Source organism: Streptomyces exfoliatus, from assembly GCF_000725545.1.
GTDB classification, from domain to species: Bacteria; Actinomycetota; Actinomycetes; order Streptomycetales; family Streptomycetaceae; genus Streptomyces; species Streptomyces exfoliatus.
Genome location: NZ_JNZP01000017.1, coordinates 14,432 through 37,281 on the forward strand (window position 1 = coordinate 14,432; position 22,850 = coordinate 37,281).

Sequence of the window (22,850 nt, forward strand, 5' to 3'; positions counted from 1 at the left end):
CCGGTCGGACGCGCGCTCATTACCCATGGGTTACCCCGTGGGGGCCGAGGTCACCCCAGCGGTTCCCCGTCGCGCCAGGACCCTGGCCAGGCATTCGACGACATCCGGGTGAAAGTCGCGGGCGGTGGCCAGCCGGAGCCGCTCCAGGGCGTCGAGGGCGGCGACCGGGCCCTCGCCGCCCGCGAGGTCGTCGTAGGCGTTCACGGCCCGGACGATCCGGGCGGACAGCGGCTGGTCACGGTACGGGTCGGCCTGCCGCTCGACGACGAGGGCGACGGCCTCGGGGACGCCCGTCCTGCGGACGACCTCGCCGCCCAGGAGGGCGATCCGGCGCTGCTCGCCGCACGGGAGGAGGGCGGTGGCGCCGCCCGCGACCGGGTCGACGAGGGAGAGCTGTCCGATGTCGTGCATGAGCGCCGCGTGTTCCAGGACGGTCAGCTCGGCCCCGGAGAGGCCCAGCTCGCGCCCGACGGCCGCGCTGATGGCCGCGACCCTGCGGGCGTGGCCGGGCGGGGTGCAGCCGGCGATCTCGGTGGCACGCGCGAGGGAGGCGATGGTCTGCCGGTTGACGGTGCGCACGGCGGCGTACCGCCGGAAGGAGACCTGGGTGAGGAGGAGCGGTACGGCGAGCACGGGCAGGGCCCAGAGTCCGGCGGCGGCCACGCCGAGCGCCATGACGGTGCCGGTGGCGCAGACGGCGGAGCCGATGCCGAGGAGGGCGCGGAGTTCGTCGCGCAGGAGGGGGCCGTACGGGAACCCGGTGCGGGCGCGGAGCAGGAGGGCGGCGAGGACCGCGTCGCAGAGGGCGGTGAGGACGAGCAGGAGCAGCAGGAAGAGGGCGTACGGCGGGCCCTGGCCGAGGTGCTCGACGAGGATGCCGGAGTTGTAGAGGGGCTGGAAGCAGAGCGCGGCGAAGCCGACGGTGAGGACGCGGCGGGCGAGGTGGTCGCGGCCGGGTCCGCGGCCCCGGGCGATGTGGGGGACGATCCCGGCGAGCCCCGCGGCGACGACGACGGCGACGATCTGGAGGACGCCGTGGGTGGTGGCGGCGCCTCCGCTCGTTCCGAGCAGGGCGTAGGCGAGGGCTCCGGCGGCGGCGAGCGGTGCCGGTTCCCTCTCGTCCGGGGAGGCGCCCCAGCGGGCGAGTTCGCCGAGGGCCACGAGGGTGCCGAAGGCGAGGGCGTTGCCGGGTTCGGCGACGCCGTACCAGAGGGTGGCGCCGAGGCCGGCGAGGCTGAGGAGCAGTGCGGCGCCGTGGACGGCGCCGACGGTGGCGGCGCCGGGCCTCACGCGTGTTCCTTCGGTTGGGCGGGCAGGGGTTCGCGGGGCGGGGGAACGTGCTCGGCCGACGGGGCCGGGTCCTCGGCGGTGTCGGCGGTGACGGCGGGCTGCCAGCCGTGCCGGTCGAGGGCGCTGACGAGGGCGGCCACCATCCGGGGGTCGAAGTGGGTGCCCGCGCACCGCTCCAGTTCGGCGACGGCGGTCGGCACGGGGCGGGCCCGGCTGTAGGAGCGGGTGGAGGTCATCGCGTCGAAGGCGTCGGCGACGGCGACGACCCGGGCGACTTCGGGGATCTCGTCGCCGTGCAGGCCGTACGGGTATCCGCTGCCGTCCATGCGTTCGTGGTGGTGGAGGATCGCGGCCCGCGCGTCGCCGAGGAAGCCGATGCCCCGGACCATCTCGTGGCCGTACTCCGGGTGCAGTTCGATGATCCGGCGTTCCTCGGGGGTGAGGGGCCCGTCCTTGCGGAGGACGCGGGTGGGGACGCCCAGTTTGCCGACGTCGTGGAGGATGCCGGCGAACCGTACGACGTCGAGGCGGTCCTCGGGCATGCCCAGCTCACGGGCGATCAGGACGGAGGCGTGTCCGACGCGTTCGCTGTGGCCGCGGGTGTACCGGTCCTTGATGTCGACGGCCTGGACGAGGGCGCGGATGGTGGCCTGGTGGGCGGCCCTTTCCCGGTGGTACTGGGCGAAGACCCAGCAGGAGATGTACATCGGGAGGAGCACGAAGAGCGCCGAGACCGGGCCGTGGGTGCTGCGCCAGAGGACGGCCATCATCAGGCCGGCGAGCCCGTGCACGGCGTGCGGGGCGAGCGCGCGGCCGAGGAGGCCGCGCCAGGCGGCCCGTGGGGGCAGTCCGTCGGCGGCGGCCCTGATGCCGCCGTCGAGGGCGGTCAGGACGAGGCAGAAGGTGAGGGCGGCCGCGCCGGCGGGGAGCAGGGCGTAGGGGAAGTCGGGGACGTCGGGGCCGTGTCCGAGGGCTTCGGCGCTGCCGAGGGCCCCGGCGGCGCGGGCGGCGGCCCAGACGGCGAGGGCCGTGGCGGCGGCCCGCCAGGCGCGGCGGGGTGCGGCGGGGGGTTCGTCGACGCGGGCGAGGAGGCTGCCGGGCAGGGCGGTGAGCGCGGCGGCGGAGGGCGGCAGGAGCAGGGCGGCGGCGAGGAGGACGGGGAAGAAGGAGCCGGTGCCCATGGGGACGGAGCCGCCGAGGGCGCGGCCGAGGAGCCGGCAGCGGGCGGGCAGCTCGCAGAGCGCGTACAGGGCGGCGAGGAGCGCGACCGTGCTCCAGGGGGTGGCCGCGCCGGGGCGCAGCGCGGGCAGGGCGCAGGCCCCGGCGCCGAGCAGGGCGCAGCCGATGTACACGCGGGCCGCTCGCGGAATGACCTTCACGCCCATCACGCCTGTCACGCTAGCGAGTTGGGCTGCCGGGGGCGGCGCTGTGGCGCAGGTTCGCACCATCGGGTGATACGAGCTGATGGACGAAGGAGGCCGTCGCGTGTCGTGCCGCGACGGCCTCCGTTCCCGCTTCCGGGTTCCCGGTGTCTACTCCTGCGGCGCCGGAGCCGGCGTCGTCGGGAGGATCGCCGTGACCTCCTGCTCGGGCACCAGGTGCCCCGAGCGGATCAGGTCGATCCGGCCCATCACCTTGGCCCGCAGGTCGGTGGGCACGTCGTCACTGCCGCAGCAGCGCTTGACGAGCTTCTTCACCGCCTGTTCGAGCCCGTACTTCTCCAGGCACGGGGAGCACTCCTCGAAGTGCACCTCGAACTTGGTGCAGTCACTGTCGGGCATCTCGTTGTCGAGGAACTCGTAGAGATGATCCAGGACCTCTGAGCAATCCGTCTCGTGCGGCTCTCCGCAGCTCATGAGCCCGAGCCTTTCAGATCGTTCGACGACTCTCCGGCGCCCGCGGGTACCAGCCCGCGGTCGCGGGCGTAGTCCTCGAGCATGCCGCGCAGCTGGCGGCGGCCCCGGTGCAGCCGGGACATCACCGTACCGATGGGTGTCCCCATGATGTCCGCGATCTCCTTGTACGCAAAGCCCTCGACATCGGCGAGATAGACGGCGATGCGGAACTCCTCGGGAATCGCCTGGAGCGCTTCCTTCACGTCGGAGTCCGGGAGGTGGTCGAGCGCCTGGGACTCGGCGGAGCGCAGACCGGTCGACATGTGCGACTCGGCGCGGGCGAGCTGCCAGTCCTCGATCTCCTCGGCGGCGCTGCGCTGGGGCTCACGCTGCTTCTTGCGGTACGAGTTGATGAAGGTGTTCGTGAGGATGCGGTACATCCACGCCTTGAGGTTCGTCCCCTCGCGGAACTGGTGGAAGGATCCGTACGCCTTGGCGTAGGTCTCCTGCACCAGGTCCTCCGCGTCCGCGGGGTTGCGCGTCATGCGCAGCGCGGCCGAGTACATCTGGTCGAGGAATCCGAGGGCGTCCCGCTCGAAGCGCGCGTTGCGCTCCTCGGTCGTCTCCTCGGGGCCGTCGTCGGTCCCTGTGTCGGTCCCAGTGACCGGACCCACCTCCTCCAGCGCGGCGGCGAGCCCGAGGGCGGACCCGCTCGTTTCGGAGGATAGACGAGGAACCGCTCCGCCCGCCGCCCGAATCGGGGCACCCTTGGGTGCGGCCAGCACTGTCCAGTCGAGGTCAGCGGCCTGCGCACGCTCCGGGCAGATGGTCGAACCCATGCGACGGACTCCCTCTTCCTTGGTCTCACACCGACGCACGCAACAACAGTGGTCCCCCGCTCCACATTCCCGGTGCGGCGGCGGAGATCAGCGCAGGGCGGTGATCCACCGGACGACGCCGTCCACGAGGGCGGCGAGGGCCTCGTCCTGGCCGAGGGGCGCGCGTTTGGGCAGGGCGAAGCCGTGGTCCCCGTACGGGATCCCGACGAGCTCGTACGGGCCTTCCGGGAACTCCTCCGGCCGCCCGAAGGGGTCGTTGCCGCCCTGGACGACGAGGGTCGGGAGCCCGGTGCCGAGGAGTTCCTCGGCGCGGGACTTCTCGGGCCTGCCCGGCGGGTGCAGCGGGAAGCTCAGGGCGAGGACGGCGAATGCGCCCAGGTCACGGCCGGTCCGGCAGGCGACCCGGGCACCTGCGCTGCGGCCGCCCGCGATCACCGGGAGGCCGGGCCGTGCGAGGGCGGGCCAGAGGCCGCGCCACCCGGTGTCGAGGGTCTTCGGCGCGGGCGCGACCTTCTTGCCGGCGACCCGCCAGGGCTGCTCGACGAGGGCGACGGTCACGCCGTGCGCGGGCAGCGCGCCGGCCAGGGCCTGGAGGTCGCGGGCCTCGACGCCGCCGCCGGCTCCGTGGCCGAGGGCGAGTACGGCCCGCGGTTCGTCCGCCTCGCACCAGGCAACGCGGGCCTCACCGGCGTCGGTGGGAACGGTCTCGTACTGTGTCACGTCGGTCACAGGCCCATCCTGCCCCGCAGGCACCCGAAACGCGTGCGTCGGAGACGCGCGCACCCGAGCCGTCAGAACAGCGTGGCGATCTCCGGTCCCGCCAGTTCCTCGACAAGTTCGGGTCCGTTGTTCCGGACGTTGCTGACCGCTGTGGCCACCGGATAGGCCCGCATGAGTCCTCCGGGCGGCGCGGCGAGCAGCCCGCGCAGTTCCTCCGGGTCGGTGCGCGCCGGGTCGAGCCAGGCGTCCCAGCGGTCCTCGGTGAGCATCAGCGGCATCCGGGGGTGGATGTCGGCGAGCGAGTGCGGGCCCTCGGCCGGGGCCACGCCCAGCGGCCCGGTCTCCGCCTCGGTGGTGATCACCGAGCAGGTCACCCACCACGCCGAGGGGTGCTCCGCCGGCAGGGTCCGGTCGCGCCAGAACTCGTAGAGCCCGGCCATCGCGAAGACCGAGCCGTCGGCGGGGGTCACGAAGTAGGGCTGCTTGCGGGGCCGCTTCTTCTTCCCCTCCACCTCCAGTTCGCGCTCCCCCGCCCCGGTGACCCATTCGTAGTAGCCGTCGGCGGGCAGGATGCAGCGGCGGGCGGCGAAGGCCTTCTTGAAGGAGGGCTTCTCGTCCAGGGTCTCCGCGCGCGCGTTGATCATCCGGGCGGCGCCCTCCGGCGACTTCGCCCAGGACGGGACGAGGCCCCACTTCAACGTGCGCAGCTGGCGAACCGGCCGCGGGGATTCCGCGTCTTTCAGAGGACGCTCCAGAACGGCCCAGACCTCTTTGGTGGGGGCCACGTTCCAGTCGGGGGCCAGAGGCTCCTCCGGCTCCGCCCACTTCTCGACACCGAAGACGTCGACGAGGTCCTCGGGCCGCCGGCTCGCTGCATACCGTCCGCACATACGTGCCAGACTGCCACGATCCCCGACCCCCGAGGAGCGGCCCGAACGATGGACCTCTCGATGGACCTCTTCGGTCCGCAGGACGCCCCGGCCGAATGGCTGGTGATCGCCACCGGCGTCGCGGCCCTCGCCGTCACCGTGCCCCGCCGCCTCTGGCTCCTGGCCCGCAACGCGATCACCATCGCCCACGAGGGCGGCCACGGCCTGATCGCCCTCGCCACCGGCCGGCGCCTCCAAGCCATCCGGCTGCACTCGGACACCAGCGGACTGACCGTGAGCCGGGGCCGCCCGACCGGCCTCGGCGTGGTCCTCACCCTGGCCGCCGGCTACCCCGCGGCCCCCCTGCTCGGCCTCGGCGGCGCCGCCCTGCTCGGCACCCACCGGGTCACCCTGCTGCTGTGGGCCGCGACCGCCCTGCTGCTCGCCATGCTGGTGATGGTCCGCAACGCGTACGGGGTCCTCACCGTCGTCCTGACGGGCGCCGCCTTCCTCCTCGTCTCCTGGCTGACCGCTCCCGAGGTCCAGTCGGTCTTCGCCTACGCGGTCGTCTGGTTCCTGCTGCTCGGCGGCGTCCGCCCGGCCTTCGAGCTCCAGGCGAAGCGGCGACACGGCGGCACCCCCGACTCGGACGCCGACCAGCTGGCGAGGCTCACCCATGTGCCCGCGGGCGTGTGGCTGTTCTTCTTCCACGCGGTCGCGATCTCGTCCCTGATCGGCGGCGGGCGCTGGCTCCTCGGCTTCTGACTCCCCCGTACAGTGAGTTCCATGACCGCAGCTGCTTCCGCGCACACCGACCCGCCCACCGACCTCTGGCCCGCCCCGTACGCCCGCGGCGCCGTCGACGCGACCGTCACCGTGCCCGGATCGAAGTCGGTCACGAACCGCGCCCTGGTGCTCGCCGCGCTGGCCTCCGAGCCCGGCTGGCTGCGCCGCCCGCTGCGCTCCCGGGACACCCTCCTGATGGCCGAGGCGCTCCGTACCCTCGGCGTGAAGATCGAGGAGGGCGTCGGCCCCGACGGTTCCGGCGAGGCCTGGCGGATCATCCCCTCCCCGCTGCACGGCGGCGCGACCGTCGACGTCGGCAACGCCGGTACGGTCATGCGCTTCCTGCCCCCGGTCACGGCGCTCGCCGACGGCCCGGTGCGCTTCGACGGCGACCCCCGCTCCCACGAGCGCCCGCTGCACGGCGTGATCGACGCCCTGCGCGCGCTCGGCGCCCGCATCGACGACGAGGGCCGGGGCGCGCTGCCCATGACGGTGCACGGCGCCGGTGGCCTCGACGGCGGCACGGTCGAGATCGACGCCTCCTCGTCCTCCCAGTTCGTGAGCGCCCTGCTGCTGTCCGGGGCCCGCTTCAACCAGGGCGTCGAGGTACGGCACGTGGGCACGCGGCTGCCCTCGCTGCCGCACATCCGGATGACCGTCGACATGCTGCGCGCGGTCGGCGCGCAGGTCGACGAGCCGGAACACGGCGGTGCGCCGGACGTGTGGCGGGTGGCGCCCTCGGCGCTGCGCGGCCGGGACCTCGTGGTCGAGCCGGACCTGTCGAACGCGCAGCCGTTCCTGGCGGCCGCCCTGGTGACCGGCGGCCGGGTGACGGTCCCGGACTGGCCCGAGCGGACCACCCAACCCGGTGACGCGCTGCGGGAGATCTTCACCGAGATGGGTGGCTCCTGCGAGCTGACCGAGGCGGGGCTGACCTTCACCGGTACGGGCCGGATCCACGGCATCGACGTGGACCTCGGCGAGGTCGGCGAGCTGACGCCGGGCATCGCGGCGGTAGCGGCGCTCGCCGACTCCCCGTCCACCCTGCGCGGGGTCGCCCATCTGCGGCTGCACGAGACGGACCGGCTGGCGGCGCTCACCAAGGAGATCAACGAGCTGGGCGGCGACGTCACCGAGACGGAGGACGGTCTCCACATCCGCCCGCGCCCGCTGCACGGCGGCGTCTTCCACACGTACCACGACCACCGCATGGCGACGGCGGGCGCGATCATCGGCCTCGCGGTCGAGGGCGTCGAGATCGAGGACGTGGCGACGACGGCGAAGACCTTGCCGGACTTCCCGACGATGTGGACCGAAATGCTCGGGGTCTGAACCATGCGGCGTTACGGCAAGAACACCGACGAGGACGACATCCGCCAGCGGCCCAACCGCAAGGGCACCCGTCCCCGTACGACCATCCGCCCGAAGCACGAGGACGCCGTCGAGGGCATGGTCCTCACCGTCGACCGCGGCCGGCTCACCTGTCTGGTCGACGACCTGGTCATCACGGCGATGAAGGCGCGCGAGCTGGGCCGCAAGGCCGCCGTGGTCGGCGACCGGGTCTCGATCGTCGGAGACCTGTCCGGCGAGAAGGACACGCTGGCCCGGATCGTACGGATCAGCCCGCGCACCTCGGTGCTGCGCCGCACGGCCGACGACGACGACCCGTACGAGCGCGTGGTGGTCGCCAACGCCGACCAGCTCGCGATCGTCACCGCGCTCGCCGACCCCGAGCCGCGTCCCCGGCTGATCGACCGCTGCCTGGTCGCCGCGTACGACGGCGGGCTCACCCCGCTGCTCGTCCTCACCAAGTCGGACCTGGCGTCGCCGGACTCGCTCCTGGAGATGTACGGCGCACTCGGTGTGCCGTACGTGGTGACCACGCGCGACGAGTTCGTCGACGGGGTCGCGGCCGAGCGGGTCCACGAGCACCTCAAGGGGCGGACCACCGCGTTCGTGGGGCACTCGGGCGTCGGCAAGACGACCCTGGTCAACGCCCTGGTGCCGCCGGACCGGCGGCGGAGCACCGGTGTGGTCAACGCGGTCACCGGCCGCGGACGGCACACCACCACCTCGGCTCTCGCCCTGCCGCTCGACGACAAGGAGGGCGGCTGGGTCATCGACACGCCGGGCGTGCGCTCCTTCGGTCTGCACCACGTCGACCCGTCCCGGGTGATCCTGGCCTTCCCCGACCTCGTACCGGGTACGGAGAACTGCCCCCGCGCCTGCAGCCACGACGAGCAGGACTGCGCGCTCGACGCGTGGGTGGCGGACGGACACGCCGACCCGGCGCGCCTGGTGTCGCTGCGACGGCTTCTGGCGACCCGGGAACGACGCGAGGGCGACTGAGCCGTCCGCGTTTAGGGCCGACCGCTCCAGGTAAGTGCATAATCACACCAAGTCCGACGAAGCAGTCACCGACGGCGTGGGAGGCACTGACGATGGCGTGGCTGCTGGTGGTGGTCGCAGGTTTCCTGGAGACGGGCTTCGCGGTCTGTCTGAAGCTCTCGCACGGATTCACCCGGCTGTGGCCGACGATCGCCTTCGCGATCTTCGCCATGGGAAGCTTCGGCCTCCTCACGCTCGCGCTGCGCAAGCTCGACGTGGGCCCTGCGTACGCGGTGTGGACCGGGATCGGTGCGGCGGGGACGGCGATCTACGGCATGGTCTTCCTCGGCGACCTGGTCTCCACGCTCAAGATCGTCTCGATCACGCTGGTGATCCTCGGGGTCATCGGACTCCAGCTCTCCGGCTCCTCGCACTGACCGGCCGTCCCCACCGCCCGGTCGTACGGGACGGCGGGCGCCACGACGTGGCTGAGCGCGAGCCGGACGGCCACCTCGCAGCCCGCCGCCCACCGCTCGCCGGCGCAGGCCGCGGTCGCCGCCACCAGCTCGCCCGGCGCGGGCGGCCCCTCGTCGGCGAGGCGCTGGGCGGGGACGGCCGCGGGGCGTGCGCCGGACCTGGCGGGCCGGGGCGCCGGCAGCCGTGCGTCCCAGGCGCCGGTGAGCAGGGCCCGCAGCACGGGGCGGGTGGCGGCCCTGGCCACGGTCCACTCGGCGACGGCGACCAGGTTCCGCTCGGGCGGTGCGGGGGCGGCGAGCAGCCGTCGTACGCCCTGGAGGTAGGTGTCGGCCTCCCGACGCACGAGGGCGCGGGCGAGCCCCTCCTTGGTGCCGAACTCGTTGTAGAGGGTCTGGCGGGAGACCCGGGCGGTCGCGGCGAGGTCGGCCATCCGCACGGCGGACCAGGGCCGGTGCTCCAGCGCGGCGAGCGCGGCGTCGAGCAGGGCCTCGCGGGCGGGCGCCATCGCCACCTCCGGGAGGGAACGGTTCTCCGCCCAGCGTCGGCAGCCGCCCGCACCCTGTCAAGGGTGCCCGTGGGCGGTTCTCCGTTCGGGGATCACACGGGGATAGAGTGCCGACCATGGCCGATTACCACGATGATCTGCGTCTCGCCCATGTCCTCGCGGATGCCGCCGACGCGGCCACCATGGACCGTTTCCAGGCGCTCGACCTGAAGGTCGAGACGAAGCCTGACATGACTCCGGTGAGCGAGGCCGACAAGGCCGCGGAGGAACTGATCCGGGGGCAGCTCCAGCGGGCCAGGCCGCGTGACGCGATCCTGGGCGAGGAGTACGGCGTGGAGGGCTCGGGCCCCCGCCGCTGGGTGATCGACCCGATCGACGGTACGAAGAACTACGTGCGCGGGGTGCCCGTCTGGGCGACCCTGATCGCGCTGATGGAGGCCGGGGACACCGGGTTCCAGCCGGTGGTGGGCGTGGTGTCGGCCCCGGCGCTCGGCCGCCGCTGGTGGGCGGCGAAGGGCCTGGGGGCGTACACCGGGCGCAGCCTGGCCTCGGCGAGCCGGATCGGGGTGTCGAAGGTGGCGTCCCTCGAGGACGCCTCCTTCGCGTACTCCTCGCTGAGCGGCTGGGAGGAGCAGGGCCGCCTGGAGGGTTTCCTGGACCTCACGCGCGCGTGCTGGCGGACCAGGGCGTACGGCGACTTCTGGCCGTACATGATGGTCGCGGAGGGCTCGGTGGACATCTGCGCGGAGCCGGAGCTGTCGCTGTGGGACATGGCGGCGGTGGCGGTCGTGGTGCAGGAGGCGGGCGGTACGTACACGGGTCTCGACGGCCGGCACGGACCGCACAGCGGGAACGCGGCGGCGTCGAACGGTCTGCTCCACGGTGAGCTGCTGAGCTACCTCAACCAGGAGAACGCGGAGGGCTGAGCGCCCCCATCACTCCCCCATAGGCGCCTTGCGCGCCCCCTTGTCGGGTCCCACGCCCGGTGCCACTCTGAGAGTCCCCCCACTTGTGAACTTGTGAATCCCTTCTCTTTGAAGAATTCACCAAGGAGGTGGCTCCGCCCATGCTCGTCCGTGACGCCATGAGCACCGTGGTCCTCACCATCGGCCCCGCCCACACCCTCCGGCAGGCGGCCCGGCTGATGTCGGCGCGCCGCGTCGGCGCGGCCGTCGTCCTCGACACCGACGCCGGCGGCCTCGGCATCCTCACCGAGCGCGACATCCTCAACTCCCTCGCCAGGGACCAGGACCCCGACTGCGAGACCGCGGGGTCCCACACCACCCGCGACGTCGTCTTCGCCGCTCCCACCTGGACCCTGGCGAAGGCGGCCGAGGCCATGACCCATGGCGGCTTCCGCCACCTCGTCGTCCTCGACGACCGGGGCCCCGTCGGCATCGTCTCCGTACGCGACATCATCCGCTGCTGGATCCCGGTGCACAGCGTCGCCGGCTGAGACGCCCCCGTACGCGGAAGCGGGCCGGAATCCGTACGGAAATCCGGCCCGCCTCCTCTACGGCAAGCGTCGTCAGCCGCGGAGGGCCTGGACCGCGGCCTCCAGCCGCTTGCCGAAGTCACCATCCGCCTGGCGGAAGTTGCCGATCGCCCGCTCGGCGATGTCGTCACGCGAGACCTTGGCGATGAAGCCGGCCAGGTTCCCGATCAGACGGTCCTTCTCGTCCTCCGACATCAGGCGGTAGAGGTTGCCCGCCTGCACGAAGTCGTCGTCCTCGGCGTGGACCGGGGCGGCGTGGTCGCCGGTGCCGCCGGTGACGGGCGTCGACTGCCACAGCGGCCGGTCCGTCTGGCGCGGGCCGCCGAAGCTGTTCGGCTCGTAGTTCTTCGCGCCCTTGTGGCGGCCGTCGTACAGGAGGCCGTCACGGGAGTGGGTGCGCGCCTCGGTGGCGTGCGGACGGTTCACCGGCAGGTGGTCGGCGTTGACGCCGACGCGGTAGCGGTGTGCGTCGCCGTAGGCGAAGAGCCGACCCTGGAGCATCTTGTCCGGGGACGGTCCGATGCCGGGCACGAAGTGCGCCGGGCTGAAGATCGACTGCTCGACCTCGGCGAAGATGTTCTCCGGGTTGCGGTTGAGCTCCAGCCTGCCGATCTCGATCGGCGGGTAGTCCCCGTGCGGCCACACCTTGGTGAGGTCGAACGGGTTGAAGCGGTAGTTCGCCGCGTCGGCCGCGGGCATGATCTGGACCTGCACGGTCCAGGTCGGGAAGTCGCCGCGCTCGATGGCCTCGCGCAGGTCCCGCTGGTGCGAGTCGGGGTCCTCGCCGGCGAGCCGGTTGGCCTCGTCCTGGGTGAGGTTCTTGATGCCCTGGTCGGTCTTGAAGTGGTACTTGACCCAGAAGACCTCGCCGGCCTCGTTGTTCCACTGGTAGGTGTGGGAGCCGAAGCCGTCCATGTGGCGGTACGAGGCGGGGATGCCGCGGTCGCCGAAGAGCCAGGTCACCTGGTGGGTCGACTCCGGGGAGAGACCCCAGAAGTCCCAGACGTTGTCGGCCTCCTGCGAACCCGAGTACGGGTCGCGCTTCTGGGTGTGGATGAAGTCCGGGAACTTGATGGCGTCCTTGATGAAGAACACCGGGGTGTTGTTGCCGACGAGGTCGTAGTTGCCCTCTTCGGTGTAGAACTTCAGCGCCCAGCCGCGCGGGTCGCGCACGGCGTCGGCCGCGCCGAGGTTCCCCGCGACGGTGGAGAAGCGCAGGAAGGTCTCGGTCTCCTTGCCGACCTCGGAGAGGAACGCGGCCCGCGTCCACCGCGAGACGTCACGGGTGAGCGTGAAGGTGCCATAGGCGCCCGCACCGCGCGCGTGGACCACGCGCTCCGGGATGCGCTCACGGTTGAAGTGGGCGAGCTTCTCCAGGAGGAGCTGGTCCTGCACGAGGACCGGACCGCCGACGCCCGCCGTCTCGCTGTTCTGGTTGTCGGCGACCGGCGCTCCGGCCTCCGTGGTGAGCGGTCCCTGCGTCACGTGCGCCTCCTGCGTCATTCGCGAGTCCTGTCCGCCGGCCGCGCCCTCGTGGGGCTCCGGCCGGTGCCGTACTCGATCCTACAATGGACATTGTCCAAGTCAAGCAGGCTTCTAAAACCACACCTCTTCGGATCACGACACCCCGACTGTTAAGCTGGCGCCCATGAGTGACCTGTTGGAACGACTGCGCGGACGCGGCTGGCGAATGACCGCGCAGCGGCGTGTCGTCGCCGAGGTCCTCGACGGGGACCATGTACACCTGACCGCCGACGAGGTCCACGCGGCGGCCGTGACGCGGCTGCCGGAGATCTCGCGCGCGACCGTCTACAACACACTGGGCGAGATGGTCACCCTCGGTGAGGTCATCGAGGTCGCGACCGACGGCCGCGCCAAGCGGTACGACCCCAACGCCCACCGCCCGCACCAGCACCTGGTCTGCGGACGCTGCGGCGCGATCCGTGACGTCCACCCGGGCGGCGACCCGCTGGCGGACCTGCCGGACACCGAGCGCTTCGGCTTCACGATCTCGAACGTCGAGGTCACGTACCGGGGCATCTGCCCGAGCTGCGCCAGTACGGCCTGACACGACCGCACGAAGAATGCCCCCGCTCCGGTGGGGGCATCCTTCGGTCCCAGGCCATGACACACGACGAAGGCCCGGATCCAGTGACTGGATCCGGGCCTTCGTCGCTACTGAGTAGCGGGGACAGGATTTGAACCTGCGACCTCTGGGTTATGAGCCCAGCGAGCTACCGAGCTGCTCCACCCCGCGTCGGTAGACCCGACTCTACGGGACCGCCCCCGACCAGCGCAAATCCCTTACGCGGTGAGCTCCTGGTGCAGCGCCTCGCTCAGTCGCGCCGCCCGCTCGGCGACCTCCGCGGGGCCCAGCTCCACCGCGCGGGCGCACCAGCGCCGCCCCTCCGTCAGTTCCCCGCGGCGCGCCGCGAGCAGCGCGAGCCGGAGCGCGGCCCGGCCGTGGCCGGCCCGGGCGGCCCGGGTCCACCACAGGGCGGCCTCGCGCTCGCTGCCCTCACGGGCGAGGAGCAGCCCGAGGTTGAAGGCGCCGTTGCGGCTGCCCGCCTCCGCCGCCTCGCGGTACCAGCGGTCGGCCTCCGCCAGGTCGCCGCGCCCGGCGGCCAGCATGCCGACCCGCACCTGGGCGCGCCGGTGCCCCTGCTGGGCGGCCCGCTCGTACCACTCCTCGCACTCGGTCTTCTCCTCCCTGGGCGCGCCGAGGACGGCGGGGCCGGGGTCGGGGCGACGCGCGTCGAGCACCGAGGCGAGCCGGAAGGCGGCCTCGGCGCTGCCGCCGCCGGCCGCGCAGCGCAGGTGCCGCTCGGCGGTCCGCTCGTCGCCGTCGCGCAGGGCGGCGATGCCGACCTGGAGGGCGGCCTCGGTGTGCCCGGCGGCGGCGGCCCGCTCGTACCAGACGAGGGCCGTACGGTCGTCGTCGCGGCCGGCGTGGAGGATGCCCAGGTTGAAGGCGGCGTCCACGCTGCCCGCCTCGGCGGCCTTGGAGAACCAGGGCTCGGCGCCGTTGGCGTCGCCCGCCTGGAGGAGCAGCACCGCGAGCGCGTTGGCGGCCTCGCGGTGGCCCGCGTAGGCGGCGCGGCGGTACCACTGCTCGGCCTGCGGGATGCGGTCCTGCGCGGCACAGAGCAGACCCAGGTTGTACGCGCCGTTCACGTCGCCCGCGTCCATGGCGGCCCTGTACCAGCGCTCCGCGGTCTGCTGCTCGCCCCGGGCCGCGTGGAGCGCGCCCAGGGCGTTGGCGGCGTTGCCGTCGCCGTCCTGGGCGGCGCGCAGCCACCACACGGCGGCGCTCTCCTCGTCGCCCGCGTCGCGAAGCAGGAAGCCGAGCGCGCAGGCGGCCTTGGCCTCGCCCTCCTTGGCGGAGCTGAGGTACCAGCGGCCGGCCTCCTTGAGCTCGCCGCGGTGCTCCAGGATCGCGCCGAGGTGCAGCGCGGCCCGCCGGTGGCCGCGCGCGGCGGCCTGCCGGAACCACTGCTCGGCCTCTGCGGGTGCCCCGCCGGGCTCACCGGCGGCGGGTCCCGGCGCGGCCGCTCCGGCCGTGGCGGTCGCGCCGGAGGGCACGATCGCGCCGGTACCGGACGCCCGCAGCCGGGTGCCGGTCTCGTGCGGGCCGCGGGTCGTCTCGGTGGCGCGGCGCTCCAGGGCGAGGGCGAGCCGGTAGGCGGCCTCGCGGTGGCCCTGTTCGGCGGCGGCGCGCAGCCAACGCTCGGCGCCGACGTCGCTGCGGTGCTCCAGGAGGTCGGCGAGGGCGTACGCGCCGAGGGCGTGGCCCTGCTCGGCGGCCTGGCGCAGCCAGTACTCGGCGGCCGGCTCGTCGCCGCGCTCGCGGTGGTGGCGGCCGAGCGCGTGGGCGGCGGGCGCGGAGCCCGCGACGGCGGCGACCCGCCACCAGCCGGCGGCCTCTTCCGCGTATCCGCGCTGGTGCAGCAGGACACCGAGGTTGTTGGCGGCGGCCCGGTCGCCCTCGGCGGTGGCGCCGCGCAGGTAGGGCTCGGCGCCGTCGAGGTCGCCGCGGCGCAGCAGCAGAGCACCGAGGGCGCTCATCGCGGCGAGGTCGCCGCGCTCGGCGGCGCGCCGGTGACGGGCCTCGGTCTCGGTCTCGTTCTCGGTGTCGGCATCGGTCTCGGCGGTGGTGTCGACGGCCGTATCGACGGCCCCTACTGCCTCGATGATCTCGTCCGCGGCGTTCCTGGCGTGCCGCTGCACAAACCGCCCTGTCTCCAACAGAGTTGCCCTGTCCCCCATAAATACCATCGTCGCACCACCCGCAACCCGAGCACACCTGGTATACCGCAGCCAGTGAGGTCACTCAGCGTTTTGTCGACATGCCCACAGAGAGACAAGTCAAACACGACTCACGCCAACTCGCCCCCTCCCTACCGCTCTTCGGGCCCCCTCCGCACGCCGACACACGACGAGGGCCCGGATCCTTATGGATCCGGGCCCTCGTCCTCTGAGTAGCGGGGACAGGATTTGAACCTGCGACCTCTGGGTTATGAGCCCAGCGAGCTACCGAGCTGCTCCACCCCGCGTCGGTGAACCAACAGTATCACGGACGCAGGGTGGAAAACCTCAGGTCAGCCGCTTGATCCGGTCGTCTTGAGCTTCGCTCCGGCCTCGGCGGCCCGCTCGAGTGCCGCCTGCAGGTCCTCCTGGGCCTTGCCGTACGCGGTCCAGTCGCCCTTCGCCAGAGCCGCCTCGCCCGCGTCGTACGCCTTCTGGGCGTCGGCGATGGCCTTCTTGAGCGCGGCGTCGTTCGTGACCGGCGGCTCGGTGGTGCCCGGCGGGGTCGTGGGCGAGGTGGGCGGCGGTGTGGTCGGTGCGTCGACCCCGAAGACCGCGTTGAGCGCCTCGGTGAGGTTGTCCTCGAACACCGTGGTGTCCTTGGTCGTGTCACCGTCCGGCTGGTCCGCGTCCACGTACGACACGGCCACCTTCTTCAGGAGCGGGTAGAGCGCGTTGCGTCCCTGGGCGTACACGGGCTCCACGTACAGGAAGCCGCCGTCGAGCGGGACGGTCAGCAGGTTGCCGTACTGGATGTCCGAGTCGGCGCCCTTCATGTCCCGGACGAAGGTGGCCACCGACGGCAGACCGTTGAGCTTGCTCTGCACCTGCGCCGGTCCCGGGACGTCCTCGGTGACCCGCAGCAGCCTCAGCCGGCCGTACTCCTTGCTGGTGGCGTCGGCGTCGACCGCCATGAAGCCGCCCAGGTTGGGCCGCCCGTTCGGCGTGAACGTCGTCGTCAGCGAGAAGCGCTGCGCCGTGTCCCCGGGCATCTTCATGCTCAGGTAGTACGGCGGGACCGCGTTGCCGTCCTTGTTGGTCGGGTCGTCCGGCACCTGCCAGGCGTCCGAGCCGCTGTAGAACTGGGCGGGGTCGGTGACGTGATAGCGGGTCAGCAGCTCGCGCTGGACCTTGAACATGTCCTGCGGGTACCGCAGGTGCTCCATCAGGTCGGCCTTGATCTCGGACTTCGGCTTGACGGTGTCCGGGAACGCCTTCATCCAGGTCTTCAGGACCGGGTCCTGGGTGTCCCACTGGTAGAGGGTCACCTTGCCGTCGTAGGCGTCGACGGTGGCCTTCACCGAGTTGCGGATGTAGTTGACCTGGTTCTGCTGGGCGACGACCGCGCGCTGCTGGTTGCCGACGGTCAGCGAGTCGGCCGTGGTGTCGCCGAGCGTGGTGCGCGAGGCGTACGGGTAGCCGTTGGTCGTCGTGTAGGCGTCGATGATCCACTGGATCCGGCCCTCGACGACCGCCGGGTAGGCGTCGCCGTCGATGGTCAGCCAGGGCGCGACCGCCTCGACGCGCTCCTTCGGGGTGCGGTTGTAGAGGATCCGCGAGCCCTCGCCGATGGCCCCCGAGTAGAGGATCTGCGGCTCGCTGAAGGCCACCGCGTACGCCGCGCGGTTGAAGGTGCTGGAGAGGCTTACGCCGCTCTTCTCCTTGTAGCTGGTGGTCTTCTCGCCGTTCTCCTCGTAGTCCAGCTCCTTCTGCGGGCCGCCCACGATCGAGTACTGGTCGGTCTTCTCGCCGTAGTAGATCCGCTGCTGGTACGTGCCGAGCGTCCCCGTGGTCGGCAGGCCGGCCTCGGTGAAGACCGGGGAGCCGTTGGCGTCGGTCTGGGTACCCGAGGCCATGATGGCGCCGTAGCCGTGGGTGTACGTGAAGTGGTCGTTGATCCAGTTGCGCTTCGGGATGCCCTTGATGTTGAGCTCACGCAGACCGACGACGGTGTCCTTGCCCTGGTAGCGGTCCACGTCCAGGGTCATCGGGAACTGGTAGTACTTCCGCTTCTGCTCCAGCTGCTGGAACGTCGGCGACACGATGTTCGGGTCGAGGACGCGGTAGCTGGCCGCCGAGTCGGCGTCCGACCGCAGCTGGTCCTTGGCCTTCACCGTCGACTTGCCCGAGTAGTTCTCGGGCTTCGTCCCGTCGATCGCGTACGCCTTACGGGTCGCGTCGATGTTCTTCTGGATGTACGGCGCTTCCTTGGCCTGCTCGTTCGGCTGGACCTGGAACTTCTGCACGATGGCCGGGTACAGGCCGCCGATCAGGATCGCGGAGAGCACCATCAGGCCGAAGCCGATCACCGGCAGCTGCCAGGTGCGGCGCCAGAGCGTCGCGAAGAACAGCACGGCGCAGATCGCGGCGATGCAGAACAGGATGGTCTTCGCCGGCAGGTACGCGTTGGCGTCGACGTACCGCAGACCCGTCCAGTTGCCGGTCGCCTTGAAGTCGCTGGACTTCACGGCCAGGCCGTACCGGTCGAGCCAGTACGCCACGGCCTTCAGCGACACGAAGACGCCGAGCAGCACCGAGAGGTGGCCGGTGGCGGCCGCGGTGGCACGCGCGCCCGGGCTGGTGATCCGCAGCCCGCCGTACAGGTAGTGCGTGAGCGCGGCGGCGATCAGCGACAGCACGGCGGCGGCGAAGCCGAAGCCGAGCAGGAAGCGGTACCAGGGCAGGTCGAAGGCGTAGAACGACACGTCGAGCCCGAACTGCGGGTCCTTCTGGCCGAACTTCACGCCGTTGACCCACATGAGCCACGTACGCCACTGTCCCGAGGCGGAGGCGCCGGCGATCAGCGCCACGAGGGCGGTGACCGCGAGCAGCACCCACTTCTTGAACGGGGCGAGGCCCATCCGGTACCGGTCGAGGCTCTGCTGCTCGAGGGACATCGCGCTGAGCGGCGGCCGCAGCCGGTACGCCAGCCAGATGTTCAGGCCGACGGCGAGCCCCATCAGCAGGCCGAAGACCGCGAAGAGGCCGATCTTGGTCCACAGCGTGGTGGTGAACACGGACGAGTACTCGACCGAGCGGTACCAGAGCCAGTCCGTCCAGAACCCGGCGAACATCACGAACGCCATGGCCAGAACGGCCAGCACCCCGAGAGTCATGAGCAAGGTACGGGCCCGCCGGGACGGCCGGCCGACCCTCATCCTTGGCCCGGACGGGCTACCGCCGCGGTCCGGCATCTGGAAAGCCAACGTGCGCCCCTCGATGTTGATGCGTCTGAAAGCAGGCCCCGCGATCGTAGAGCCCACTGATGCAACTTACTGAGGCTTTACCTAGTTCCCGTGTTCCGGGGTGGAGGAGGCAGGATGTTGGTCATGTCCAACGTTTCCCCCTCCGGCCCGGCGATGGCCGCGAGCCCCCTCACCCGCGCGGTGCTCGAGATCGACGAGTACGCGGCGGGCCTCGGCTGGGACCAGCCGGCCCGTCTCTTCGCCCTCGTCGACACCGCACGCCTGCGCGCCAAGGCACCCGCCCTCGCCTCCCAGCTGGGCCTGGGTGACGACGCCACCACCTACACCCCGATCGAGCAGGACAAGCTGCCGCGCGGAAAGCCCCTCGACGAGTTCCTCGGCACGGTCGCCTGGCCCGACACCGTGGCCGGCTGCGCCATGACCGTGGAGCGGCTCATGCTGCCCCCCTCGGCCGAGACGCAGGTCCCGCAAGGCCTCGGCGAGAAGCAGCTCGCCAAGTGGGTGGCCGCCCACCCGGACCGCCAGGAGGTGCGGATGACCGTGGCGGTGCTCCGCAACGGTGCGCGCGAGGCGGCGATCCGGCTGCGCGAGAAGGACACCGCGACGGAGGTCCTCACGGGCCCCGACCTGGTGCCCGGCCTCGCCGAGGCACTGGCGGCGACCTTCGAGTCCTGAGCCGCGGCGGCACGGAAAGGGGCGCCCGGTCCGTCGACCGGGCGCCCCTTCGGCGTATCCGCCGCTCAGCTCTTCGAGCAGCTCGGCAGGGACTTCGTGTCGCCCTTGCGGAGCTTCTCCAGGGACTTCGTGGCGTCGTCGATGGTGTCGACCTTGACGAGGGTGAGCCCCTCGGGGATGTCGGAGGCGGCGGTCGCGCAGTTGTCGGCCGGGGTGAGGAAGTACTCCGCGCCGGCGTCGCGCGCGCCGACCAGCTTCATCTGGATCCCGCCGATCGGGCCGACCTTGCCCGCGTCGTCGATGGTTCCCGTCCCGGCGACGAACCGGCCGCCGGTGAGGCTGTCCGGGGTGAGCTTGTCGACGATGCCGAGGGCGAACATCAGGCCGGCGCTGGGGCCGCCGACGTCGGCCAGGTTGATGTCGATCGTGAAGGGGAAGACGTGGTCGGTGCCGGCCTTGATGCCGACGACGGCCCGGTCGCCCTCCTCGGACGTGGTGGTCGTGATGACCACCTTCCGGGTGACGGTCGGCTCCTTGCGCGCCTTCTCGGCCGCGGCGGCCTCCTTGGCGGGGACGACCGTGAACACGACGTCCTGGCCGGGCTTGCGCTTCGTGACCTGCTTGGCGACCTCGTCCTGGGCGGCGATCGGCACGCCGTCGACCGCCTTGATCACGTCACCGGCGTGCAGCTTGCCCTCGGACGGCGAGCCCTTGATCACCGTGCCGACGACGACCCGCGCCACCACCGGGATCCCCAGCTCCCCGAGGGCGGCCACCTTGGCGCTCTCCTGGGACTGGCTGAACTCCTCGGCGTTCTCCTGGCTCGACTGCTCCTCGGTCTTGCCGTCCGGGTAGAGCGTGTCGTGCGGCACCACGACGTTGTCGTGGGCCAGCCAGCCGTAGACGGCCTCGACGGCGTTCATCCTGTAGTCCGCGCTGGTGACACGGACGGTCGTCATGTTGAGGTGACCGTCGGTCGGGTAGGTCTTGCGTCCGGAGATCGAGAGGACGGGCTCTCCCCTGGCCTCACCGAGGGTGTTGACCGTGGGGCCGGGACTCATCTCCGCGTACGGCACCGGGATCAGGACGCCTGCGATGAGCAGACAGATCAACACCAGGGTGGAGGCGAGCATCGTCGCGGTGCGGCGTGGCATGGAACGACAGTACGGGACTCGCCTGTGAGTGCACCCCTGGGGCGGTCCGTACGGGGCGGCCGGAGTCAGCTCGACGGCGAGGTGGTGACACCGGCGGCTGCGGCCGGTTCGAGGTCCGCGCGGGCGGCATGGGGGGTCGTGGTGTGGGAACGCTCCATCGCGTCCCGGAAGCGTGCGTAGCCCGCGAGTTCGGCCACGTCGCCTATGGTCTTGTTCCTCGATGCCCAGCTTCCCCATATCGCCGCGCCGACGACTGCGAAAAGCGGAATCAGCAACCAGGCCAGCGCTGCCATCCCGACCTCCCATCCCCAGTGAGTTGATCAGCGAACTGTGTCATCTGTGATGCCAACGCTCGCGCCTGGGGGCCGGTTACGCAAATCGGGCGGTCGGCTACACGGTGTCGGCGCGCCGCCTTGCCTGCCGGGGTTGCCGCTAGCAGGCCCCCACCCACTCCTCGGTGCCGTCGGAGAAGGTCTGGTGCTTCCAGATGGGGACCTCGTGCTTGAGGTCGTCGATGAGCTTGCGGCAGGCCTCGAAGGCCTCGCCGCGGTGCGGGCACGACACGGCGACGACCACCGCGATGTCGCCCACCCGCAGGTCGCCCACACGGTGGACGGCGGCCAGCGCGCGGACCGGGTAGTCCGCGACGACCTTCTCCGCCACCCGGCGAAGCTCCGCCTCCGCCGTGGGGTGGCAGGAGTAGCCCAGGGCCTCCACGTCCGCGCCGCCGTCGTGGTTGCGCACGGTGCCCACGAAGAGCGTCGTCCCGCCGGAGGCGTCGTCGCCGACCGCCCGGAAGACCTCGTCGAGGGAGAGCGGGGTCTCCCGGATCGCGAGGAGCTTGATCGGGTCGGCCGCGGCCTGCTCGCCGGGGTGGTCAAACGTCGGTGCCATGGACCCATCGTGCCGCACGCGCGCGGGATCCCGGAATAGCGGTTTCGACCGGTGGACGGCGGCGTCGGTAGGAGGGTCCTACAGACCGTCGCGCGACAGCCCGGCCCGGCGGGTACGGCCCGGCGGGTTCAGTCCGACCGGGCTCCGGCGCCGGTCAGATCCCGCGCCGCTTCCGCATCTGCCGGACGAGCGCCGCCGTGCCGAGCAGCGCCACCGTCGCACCGGCCGCACCGGCCGCCGTGGCGTCCTTGCGGCCCAGTCGGCGGCCGGCGACCGTGTGACGGCCCTCGACCTCCTCCAGGAGCGCCGTGAGGACCTCCTCGTTCGTCCACTTCGGCCGCCAGCCGGCGTCGTGCAGCCGTCCGACGCTCACCACCCAGGGGTGCATGGTGTAGGCGAGATCGCCGGCCGGGGACGGGGTGAGGCCGATGCGGTGGAGGCGGGCCGCCGCGCCGAGGGCGACGGCGGAGGGCAGCTCCATGCGCCGGATCCCGGAGAGCTCCTCGACCTCCTCCTGCTCCAGCCAGCCCTCGCAGCCGACGGCGAACTCCCCGTCGACCTTCTCGAGGGCCGCGTACTCCAGGGCACTGACCAGGTCCTCGACGTGGCAGAACTGCCAGGTCGGCCGGGATCCGGCGACGACGAGGAGCCGGGGCGACTCGAAGTAGCGGGTCAGCGCCGTGTCCGTACCGCCGACGAGGACGGCCGGACGGACGACGGTGACGTTGAGTCCGGGGTGCGCTCGGGGTGCCCGGCGGCCGAGGCGCTCGATCTCCAGCATGTCGCCCACGCCGGTGGCCTCCGCCGTGGCCTTGAGCTCGGCGTCCTCGGAGAGCGGGATGTCGTTGTCGGGCAGGGCGCCGTAGACCATCGCGGAGGTGCACAGCACCACCCGGTGGACGCCGGCCGCCGCGGCGGCGGTCAGCACGGTCTGCGTGCCGCGCACGTTGTAGGCCGTTCGCGCGGCGGGGTCGGTCTCCAGGTCGAGATCGACGGCGAGGTGCACGACGACGTCCGCGCCGCGCAGCTTCTCGGCGATGGCCGGGTCGCGCACGTCGAGGACGTGCCACTGCGCCTCGGCGACGTCGCCCCTGCGCTCGTCGATGGCGACGACCTTCTTGACCTCGTCGGAGGCGGCGAGGCGCCTGGTCAGCAGGTCACCGACGCCGGAAGCGGCGCCGGTGACCGCGACGACGGGGCCGCGCACGGCGGACCGGGTTGAGTGGTTTCGCGCTCCGCGAACCTGAGGATCTGGGGAACTCACCGGGCGTCTCCAGCGGTTGTCTTCAGTACGTACGCGCATGACGCGTACGGACCAGGTGGCGTCCATCCTGCCGCAGGGCAGGGCCTTGCGGAGCACCGAGCCCGTTTCCGGGCCCGGGTGTCAGATGGTGTCCCGCCGATCGGACCGGTCGCGAGCCCGGTCCGATCGGCGGGACACCACCTACGCTGGTGGTGTGCGGGGCTTGTCT

General features: G+C 72.1%; 22 protein-coding genes and 2 tRNA genes. 8 read left to right on the plus strand and 16 right to left on the minus strand.

The annotated features are described in order from the left end of the window. Positions 1-30: 30 nt before the first annotated feature. The 6 genes from IO20_RS0120685 to IO20_RS0120710 all read right to left on the minus strand — a co-directional run bounded on the left by IO20_RS0120685 (position 31) and on the right by IO20_RS0120710 (position 5,574). Positions 31-1,290: an HD-GYP domain-containing protein gene (locus IO20_RS0120685; protein ID WP_030548425.1), complete on the minus strand. Its 1,260-nt coding sequence runs from the start codon at positions 1,288-1,290 to the stop codon at positions 31-33. Then, positions 1,287-2,669, minus strand: a complete 1,383-nt coding sequence (locus tag IO20_RS0120690; RefSeq protein WP_342668779.1) for an HD-GYP domain-containing protein — start codon at positions 2,667-2,669, stop codon at positions 1,287-1,289. The genes IO20_RS0120685 and IO20_RS0120690 overlap by 4 nt, the downstream gene beginning before the upstream one ends. A 153-nt stretch (positions 2,670-2,822) precedes the next feature. Next, positions 2,823-3,146, minus strand: coding sequence for a mycothiol system anti-sigma-R factor (gene rsrA / locus IO20_RS0120695; RefSeq protein WP_030548429.1), 324 nt, complete (start codon positions 3,144-3,146; stop codon positions 2,823-2,825). Next, positions 3,143-3,799: a sigma-70 family RNA polymerase sigma factor gene (locus IO20_RS0120700; RefSeq protein ID WP_030207410.1), complete on the minus strand. Its 657-nt coding sequence runs from the start codon at positions 3,797-3,799 to the stop codon at positions 3,143-3,145. The genes rsrA and IO20_RS0120700 overlap by 4 nt, the downstream gene beginning before the upstream one ends. Positions 3,800-4,051: 252 nt before the next feature. Continuing rightward, complete coding sequence (locus tag IO20_RS0120705) at positions 4,052-4,684, minus strand: alpha/beta hydrolase family protein (RefSeq protein ID WP_106978558.1); 633 nt, start codon at positions 4,682-4,684, stop codon at positions 4,052-4,054. Positions 4,685-4,755: 71 nt separating this feature from the next. Beyond that, positions 4,756-5,574, minus strand: coding sequence for an SOS response-associated peptidase (locus tag IO20_RS0120710; protein ID WP_030548433.1), 819 nt, complete (start codon positions 5,572-5,574; stop codon positions 4,756-4,758). Between the two features lie 48 nt (positions 5,575-5,622). On the opposite strand from IO20_RS0120710, the gene IO20_RS0120715 reads away from it, so the two are divergent. The 4 genes from IO20_RS0120715 (at position 5,623) to IO20_RS0120730 (ending at position 9,104) form a co-directional block, all read left to right on the plus strand. Beyond that, a complete protein-coding gene (locus IO20_RS0120715) occupies positions 5,623-6,318 on the plus strand; it encodes a M50 family metallopeptidase (protein WP_030548435.1) in 696 nt (231 codons plus the stop codon). 21 nt (positions 6,319-6,339) lie between these two features. Then, complete coding sequence (gene aroA / locus IO20_RS0120720; RefSeq protein WP_030548437.1) at positions 6,340-7,671, plus strand: 3-phosphoshikimate 1-carboxyvinyltransferase; 1,332 nt, start codon at positions 6,340-6,342, stop codon at positions 7,669-7,671. Between the two features lie 3 nt (positions 7,672-7,674). After that, on the plus strand, positions 7,675-8,688 hold the full coding sequence (gene rsgA / locus IO20_RS0120725) for a ribosome small subunit-dependent GTPase A (protein ID WP_030548439.1): 1,014 nt from the start codon (positions 7,675-7,677) through the stop codon (positions 8,686-8,688). Between the two features lie 92 nt (positions 8,689-8,780). Continuing rightward, entirely contained in the window at positions 8,781-9,104 is a 324-nt protein-coding gene (locus IO20_RS0120730; RefSeq protein WP_030548441.1) for a DMT family transporter, read from the plus strand. Here the strand turns inward: IO20_RS0120730 and IO20_RS0120735 are convergent. Further along, positions 8,996-9,649, minus strand: coding sequence for a TetR/AcrR family transcriptional regulator (locus IO20_RS0120735; RefSeq protein WP_030548443.1), 654 nt, complete (start codon positions 9,647-9,649; stop codon positions 8,996-8,998). The two genes, IO20_RS0120730 and IO20_RS0120735, sit on opposite strands and share 109 nt — an antisense overlap. A gap of 116 nt (positions 9,650-9,765) precedes the next feature. On the opposite strand from IO20_RS0120735, the gene hisN reads away from it, so the two are divergent. Continuing rightward, positions 9,766-10,575 (plus strand): histidinol-phosphatase, encoded by an 810-nt coding sequence (hisN, locus tag IO20_RS0120740; protein ID WP_015036048.1) that lies wholly within the window; start codon positions 9,766-9,768, stop codon positions 10,573-10,575. A 140-nt stretch (positions 10,576-10,715) separates the two neighbouring features. Continuing rightward, on the plus strand, positions 10,716-11,105 hold the full coding sequence (locus IO20_RS0120745) for a CBS domain-containing protein (protein ID WP_030548447.1): 390 nt from the start codon (positions 10,716-10,718) through the stop codon (positions 11,103-11,105). A 72-nt stretch (positions 11,106-11,177) separates the two neighbouring features. On the opposite strand, the gene IO20_RS0120750 is transcribed toward IO20_RS0120745, so the two are convergent. Continuing rightward, positions 11,178-12,647, minus strand: a complete 1,470-nt coding sequence (locus tag IO20_RS0120750) for a catalase (RefSeq protein WP_030548449.1) — start codon at positions 12,645-12,647, stop codon at positions 11,178-11,180. 145 nt (positions 12,648-12,792) lie between these two features. Here IO20_RS0120750 and IO20_RS0120755 point away from each other — a divergent pair, with 145 nt between their 5' ends. Further along, positions 12,793-13,212, plus strand: coding sequence for a Fur family transcriptional regulator (locus IO20_RS0120755; protein WP_030548451.1), 420 nt, complete (start codon positions 12,793-12,795; stop codon positions 13,210-13,212). A 115-nt stretch (positions 13,213-13,327) separates the two neighbouring features. Here the strand turns inward: IO20_RS0120755 and IO20_RS0120760 are convergent. The 4 genes from IO20_RS0120760 to IO20_RS0120775 all read right to left on the minus strand — a co-directional run bounded on the left by IO20_RS0120760 (position 13,328) and on the right by IO20_RS0120775 (position 18,643). Further along, positions 13,328-13,401: transfer RNA gene (locus IO20_RS0120760), tRNA-Met, on the minus strand. A gap of 47 nt (positions 13,402-13,448) precedes the next feature. Next, positions 13,449-15,419, minus strand: a complete 1,971-nt coding sequence (locus tag IO20_RS0120765) for a tetratricopeptide repeat protein (protein ID WP_030548453.1) — start codon at positions 15,417-15,419, stop codon at positions 13,449-13,451. A gap of 204 nt (positions 15,420-15,623) precedes the next feature. Further along, positions 15,624-15,697: transfer RNA gene (locus IO20_RS0120770), tRNA-Met, on the minus strand. A gap of 45 nt (positions 15,698-15,742) precedes the next feature. Then, on the minus strand, positions 15,743-18,643 hold the full coding sequence (locus IO20_RS0120775) for a UPF0182 family membrane protein (protein WP_030548455.1): 2,901 nt from the start codon (positions 18,641-18,643) through the stop codon (positions 15,743-15,745). 135 nt (positions 18,644-18,778) lie between these two features. Here IO20_RS0120775 and IO20_RS0120780 point away from each other — a divergent pair, with 135 nt between their 5' ends. After that, positions 18,779-19,330 carry a PPA1309 family protein gene (locus tag IO20_RS0120780; protein WP_030548457.1) on the plus strand — a complete coding sequence of 184 codons (552 nt, stop codon included), beginning with the start codon at positions 18,779-18,781 and terminating at the stop codon, positions 19,328-19,330. Between the two features lie 65 nt (positions 19,331-19,395). Here the strand turns inward: IO20_RS0120780 and IO20_RS0120785 are convergent, their stop codons facing one another. From IO20_RS0120785 to IO20_RS0120800, 4 genes are all read right to left on the minus strand, one after another. Further along, complete coding sequence (locus tag IO20_RS0120785; RefSeq protein WP_030548459.1) at positions 19,396-20,484, minus strand: YlbL family protein; 1,089 nt, start codon at positions 20,482-20,484, stop codon at positions 19,396-19,398. Between the two features lie 65 nt (positions 20,485-20,549). After that, positions 20,550-20,777 (minus strand): hypothetical protein, encoded by a 228-nt coding sequence (locus IO20_RS38735; protein WP_078945922.1) that lies wholly within the window; start codon positions 20,775-20,777, stop codon positions 20,550-20,552. A gap of 139 nt (positions 20,778-20,916) precedes the next feature. After that, complete coding sequence (locus IO20_RS0120795) at positions 20,917-21,378, minus strand: molybdenum cofactor biosynthesis protein MoaE (RefSeq protein WP_030548462.1); 462 nt, start codon at positions 21,376-21,378, stop codon at positions 20,917-20,919. A gap of 154 nt (positions 21,379-21,532) precedes the next feature. After that, entirely contained in the window at positions 21,533-22,642 is a 1,110-nt protein-coding gene (locus tag IO20_RS0120800) for an SDR family oxidoreductase (protein WP_030548464.1), read from the minus strand. Between the last annotated feature and the right edge of the window lie 208 nt (positions 22,643-22,850).

What these genes read in the sequence shown, in the direction of transcription:
- aroA (WP_030548437.1), top strand. Translation starts at nt 6,340, where the DNA reads ATGACCGCAGCTGCTTCCGCGCACACCGACCCGCCCACCGACCTCTGG.
- IO20_RS0120780 (WP_030548457.1), top strand. Translation starts at nt 18,779, where the DNA reads ATGTCCAACGTTTCCCCCTCCGGCCCGGCGATGGCCGCGAGCCCCCTC.
- IO20_RS0120795 (WP_030548462.1), bottom strand. Translation starts at nt 21,378, where the DNA reads ATGGCACCGACGTTTGACCACCCCGGCGAGCAGGCCGCGGCCGACCCG.
- IO20_RS0120750 (WP_030548449.1), bottom strand. Translation starts at nt 12,647, where the DNA reads ATGACGCAGGAGGCGCACGTGACGCAGGGACCGCTCACCACGGAGGCC.
- IO20_RS0120715 (WP_030548435.1), top strand. Translation starts at nt 5,623, where the DNA reads ATGGACCTCTCGATGGACCTCTTCGGTCCGCAGGACGCCCCGGCCGAA.
- IO20_RS0120755 (WP_030548451.1), top strand. Translation starts at nt 12,793, where the DNA reads ATGAGTGACCTGTTGGAACGACTGCGCGGACGCGGCTGGCGAATGACC.
- IO20_RS0120710 (WP_030548433.1), bottom strand. Translation starts at nt 5,574, where the DNA reads ATGTGCGGACGGTATGCAGCGAGCCGGCGGCCCGAGGACCTCGTCGAC.
- rsgA (WP_030548439.1), top strand. Translation starts at nt 7,675, where the DNA reads ATGCGGCGTTACGGCAAGAACACCGACGAGGACGACATCCGCCAGCGG.
- hisN (WP_015036048.1), top strand. Translation starts at nt 9,766, where the DNA reads ATGGCCGATTACCACGATGATCTGCGTCTCGCCCATGTCCTCGCGGAT.
- IO20_RS0120785 (WP_030548459.1), bottom strand. Translation starts at nt 20,484, where the DNA reads ATGCCACGCCGCACCGCGACGATGCTCGCCTCCACCCTGGTGTTGATC.
- rsrA (WP_030548429.1), bottom strand. Translation starts at nt 3,146, where the DNA reads ATGAGCTGCGGAGAGCCGCACGAGACGGATTGCTCAGAGGTCCTGGAT.
- IO20_RS38735 (WP_078945922.1), bottom strand. Translation starts at nt 20,777, where the DNA reads ATGGCAGCGCTGGCCTGGTTGCTGATTCCGCTTTTCGCAGTCGTCGGC.
- IO20_RS0120735 (WP_030548443.1), bottom strand. Translation starts at nt 9,649, where the DNA reads ATGGCGCCCGCCCGCGAGGCCCTGCTCGACGCCGCGCTCGCCGCGCTG.
- IO20_RS0120730 (WP_030548441.1), top strand. Translation starts at nt 8,781, where the DNA reads ATGGCGTGGCTGCTGGTGGTGGTCGCAGGTTTCCTGGAGACGGGCTTC.
- IO20_RS0120745 (WP_030548447.1), top strand. Translation starts at nt 10,716, where the DNA reads ATGCTCGTCCGTGACGCCATGAGCACCGTGGTCCTCACCATCGGCCCC.
- IO20_RS0120765 (WP_030548453.1), bottom strand. Translation starts at nt 15,419, where the DNA reads ATGGTATTTATGGGGGACAGGGCAACTCTGTTGGAGACAGGGCGGTTT.
- IO20_RS0120775 (WP_030548455.1), bottom strand. Translation starts at nt 18,643, where the DNA reads ATGCCGGACCGCGGCGGTAGCCCGTCCGGGCCAAGGATGAGGGTCGGC.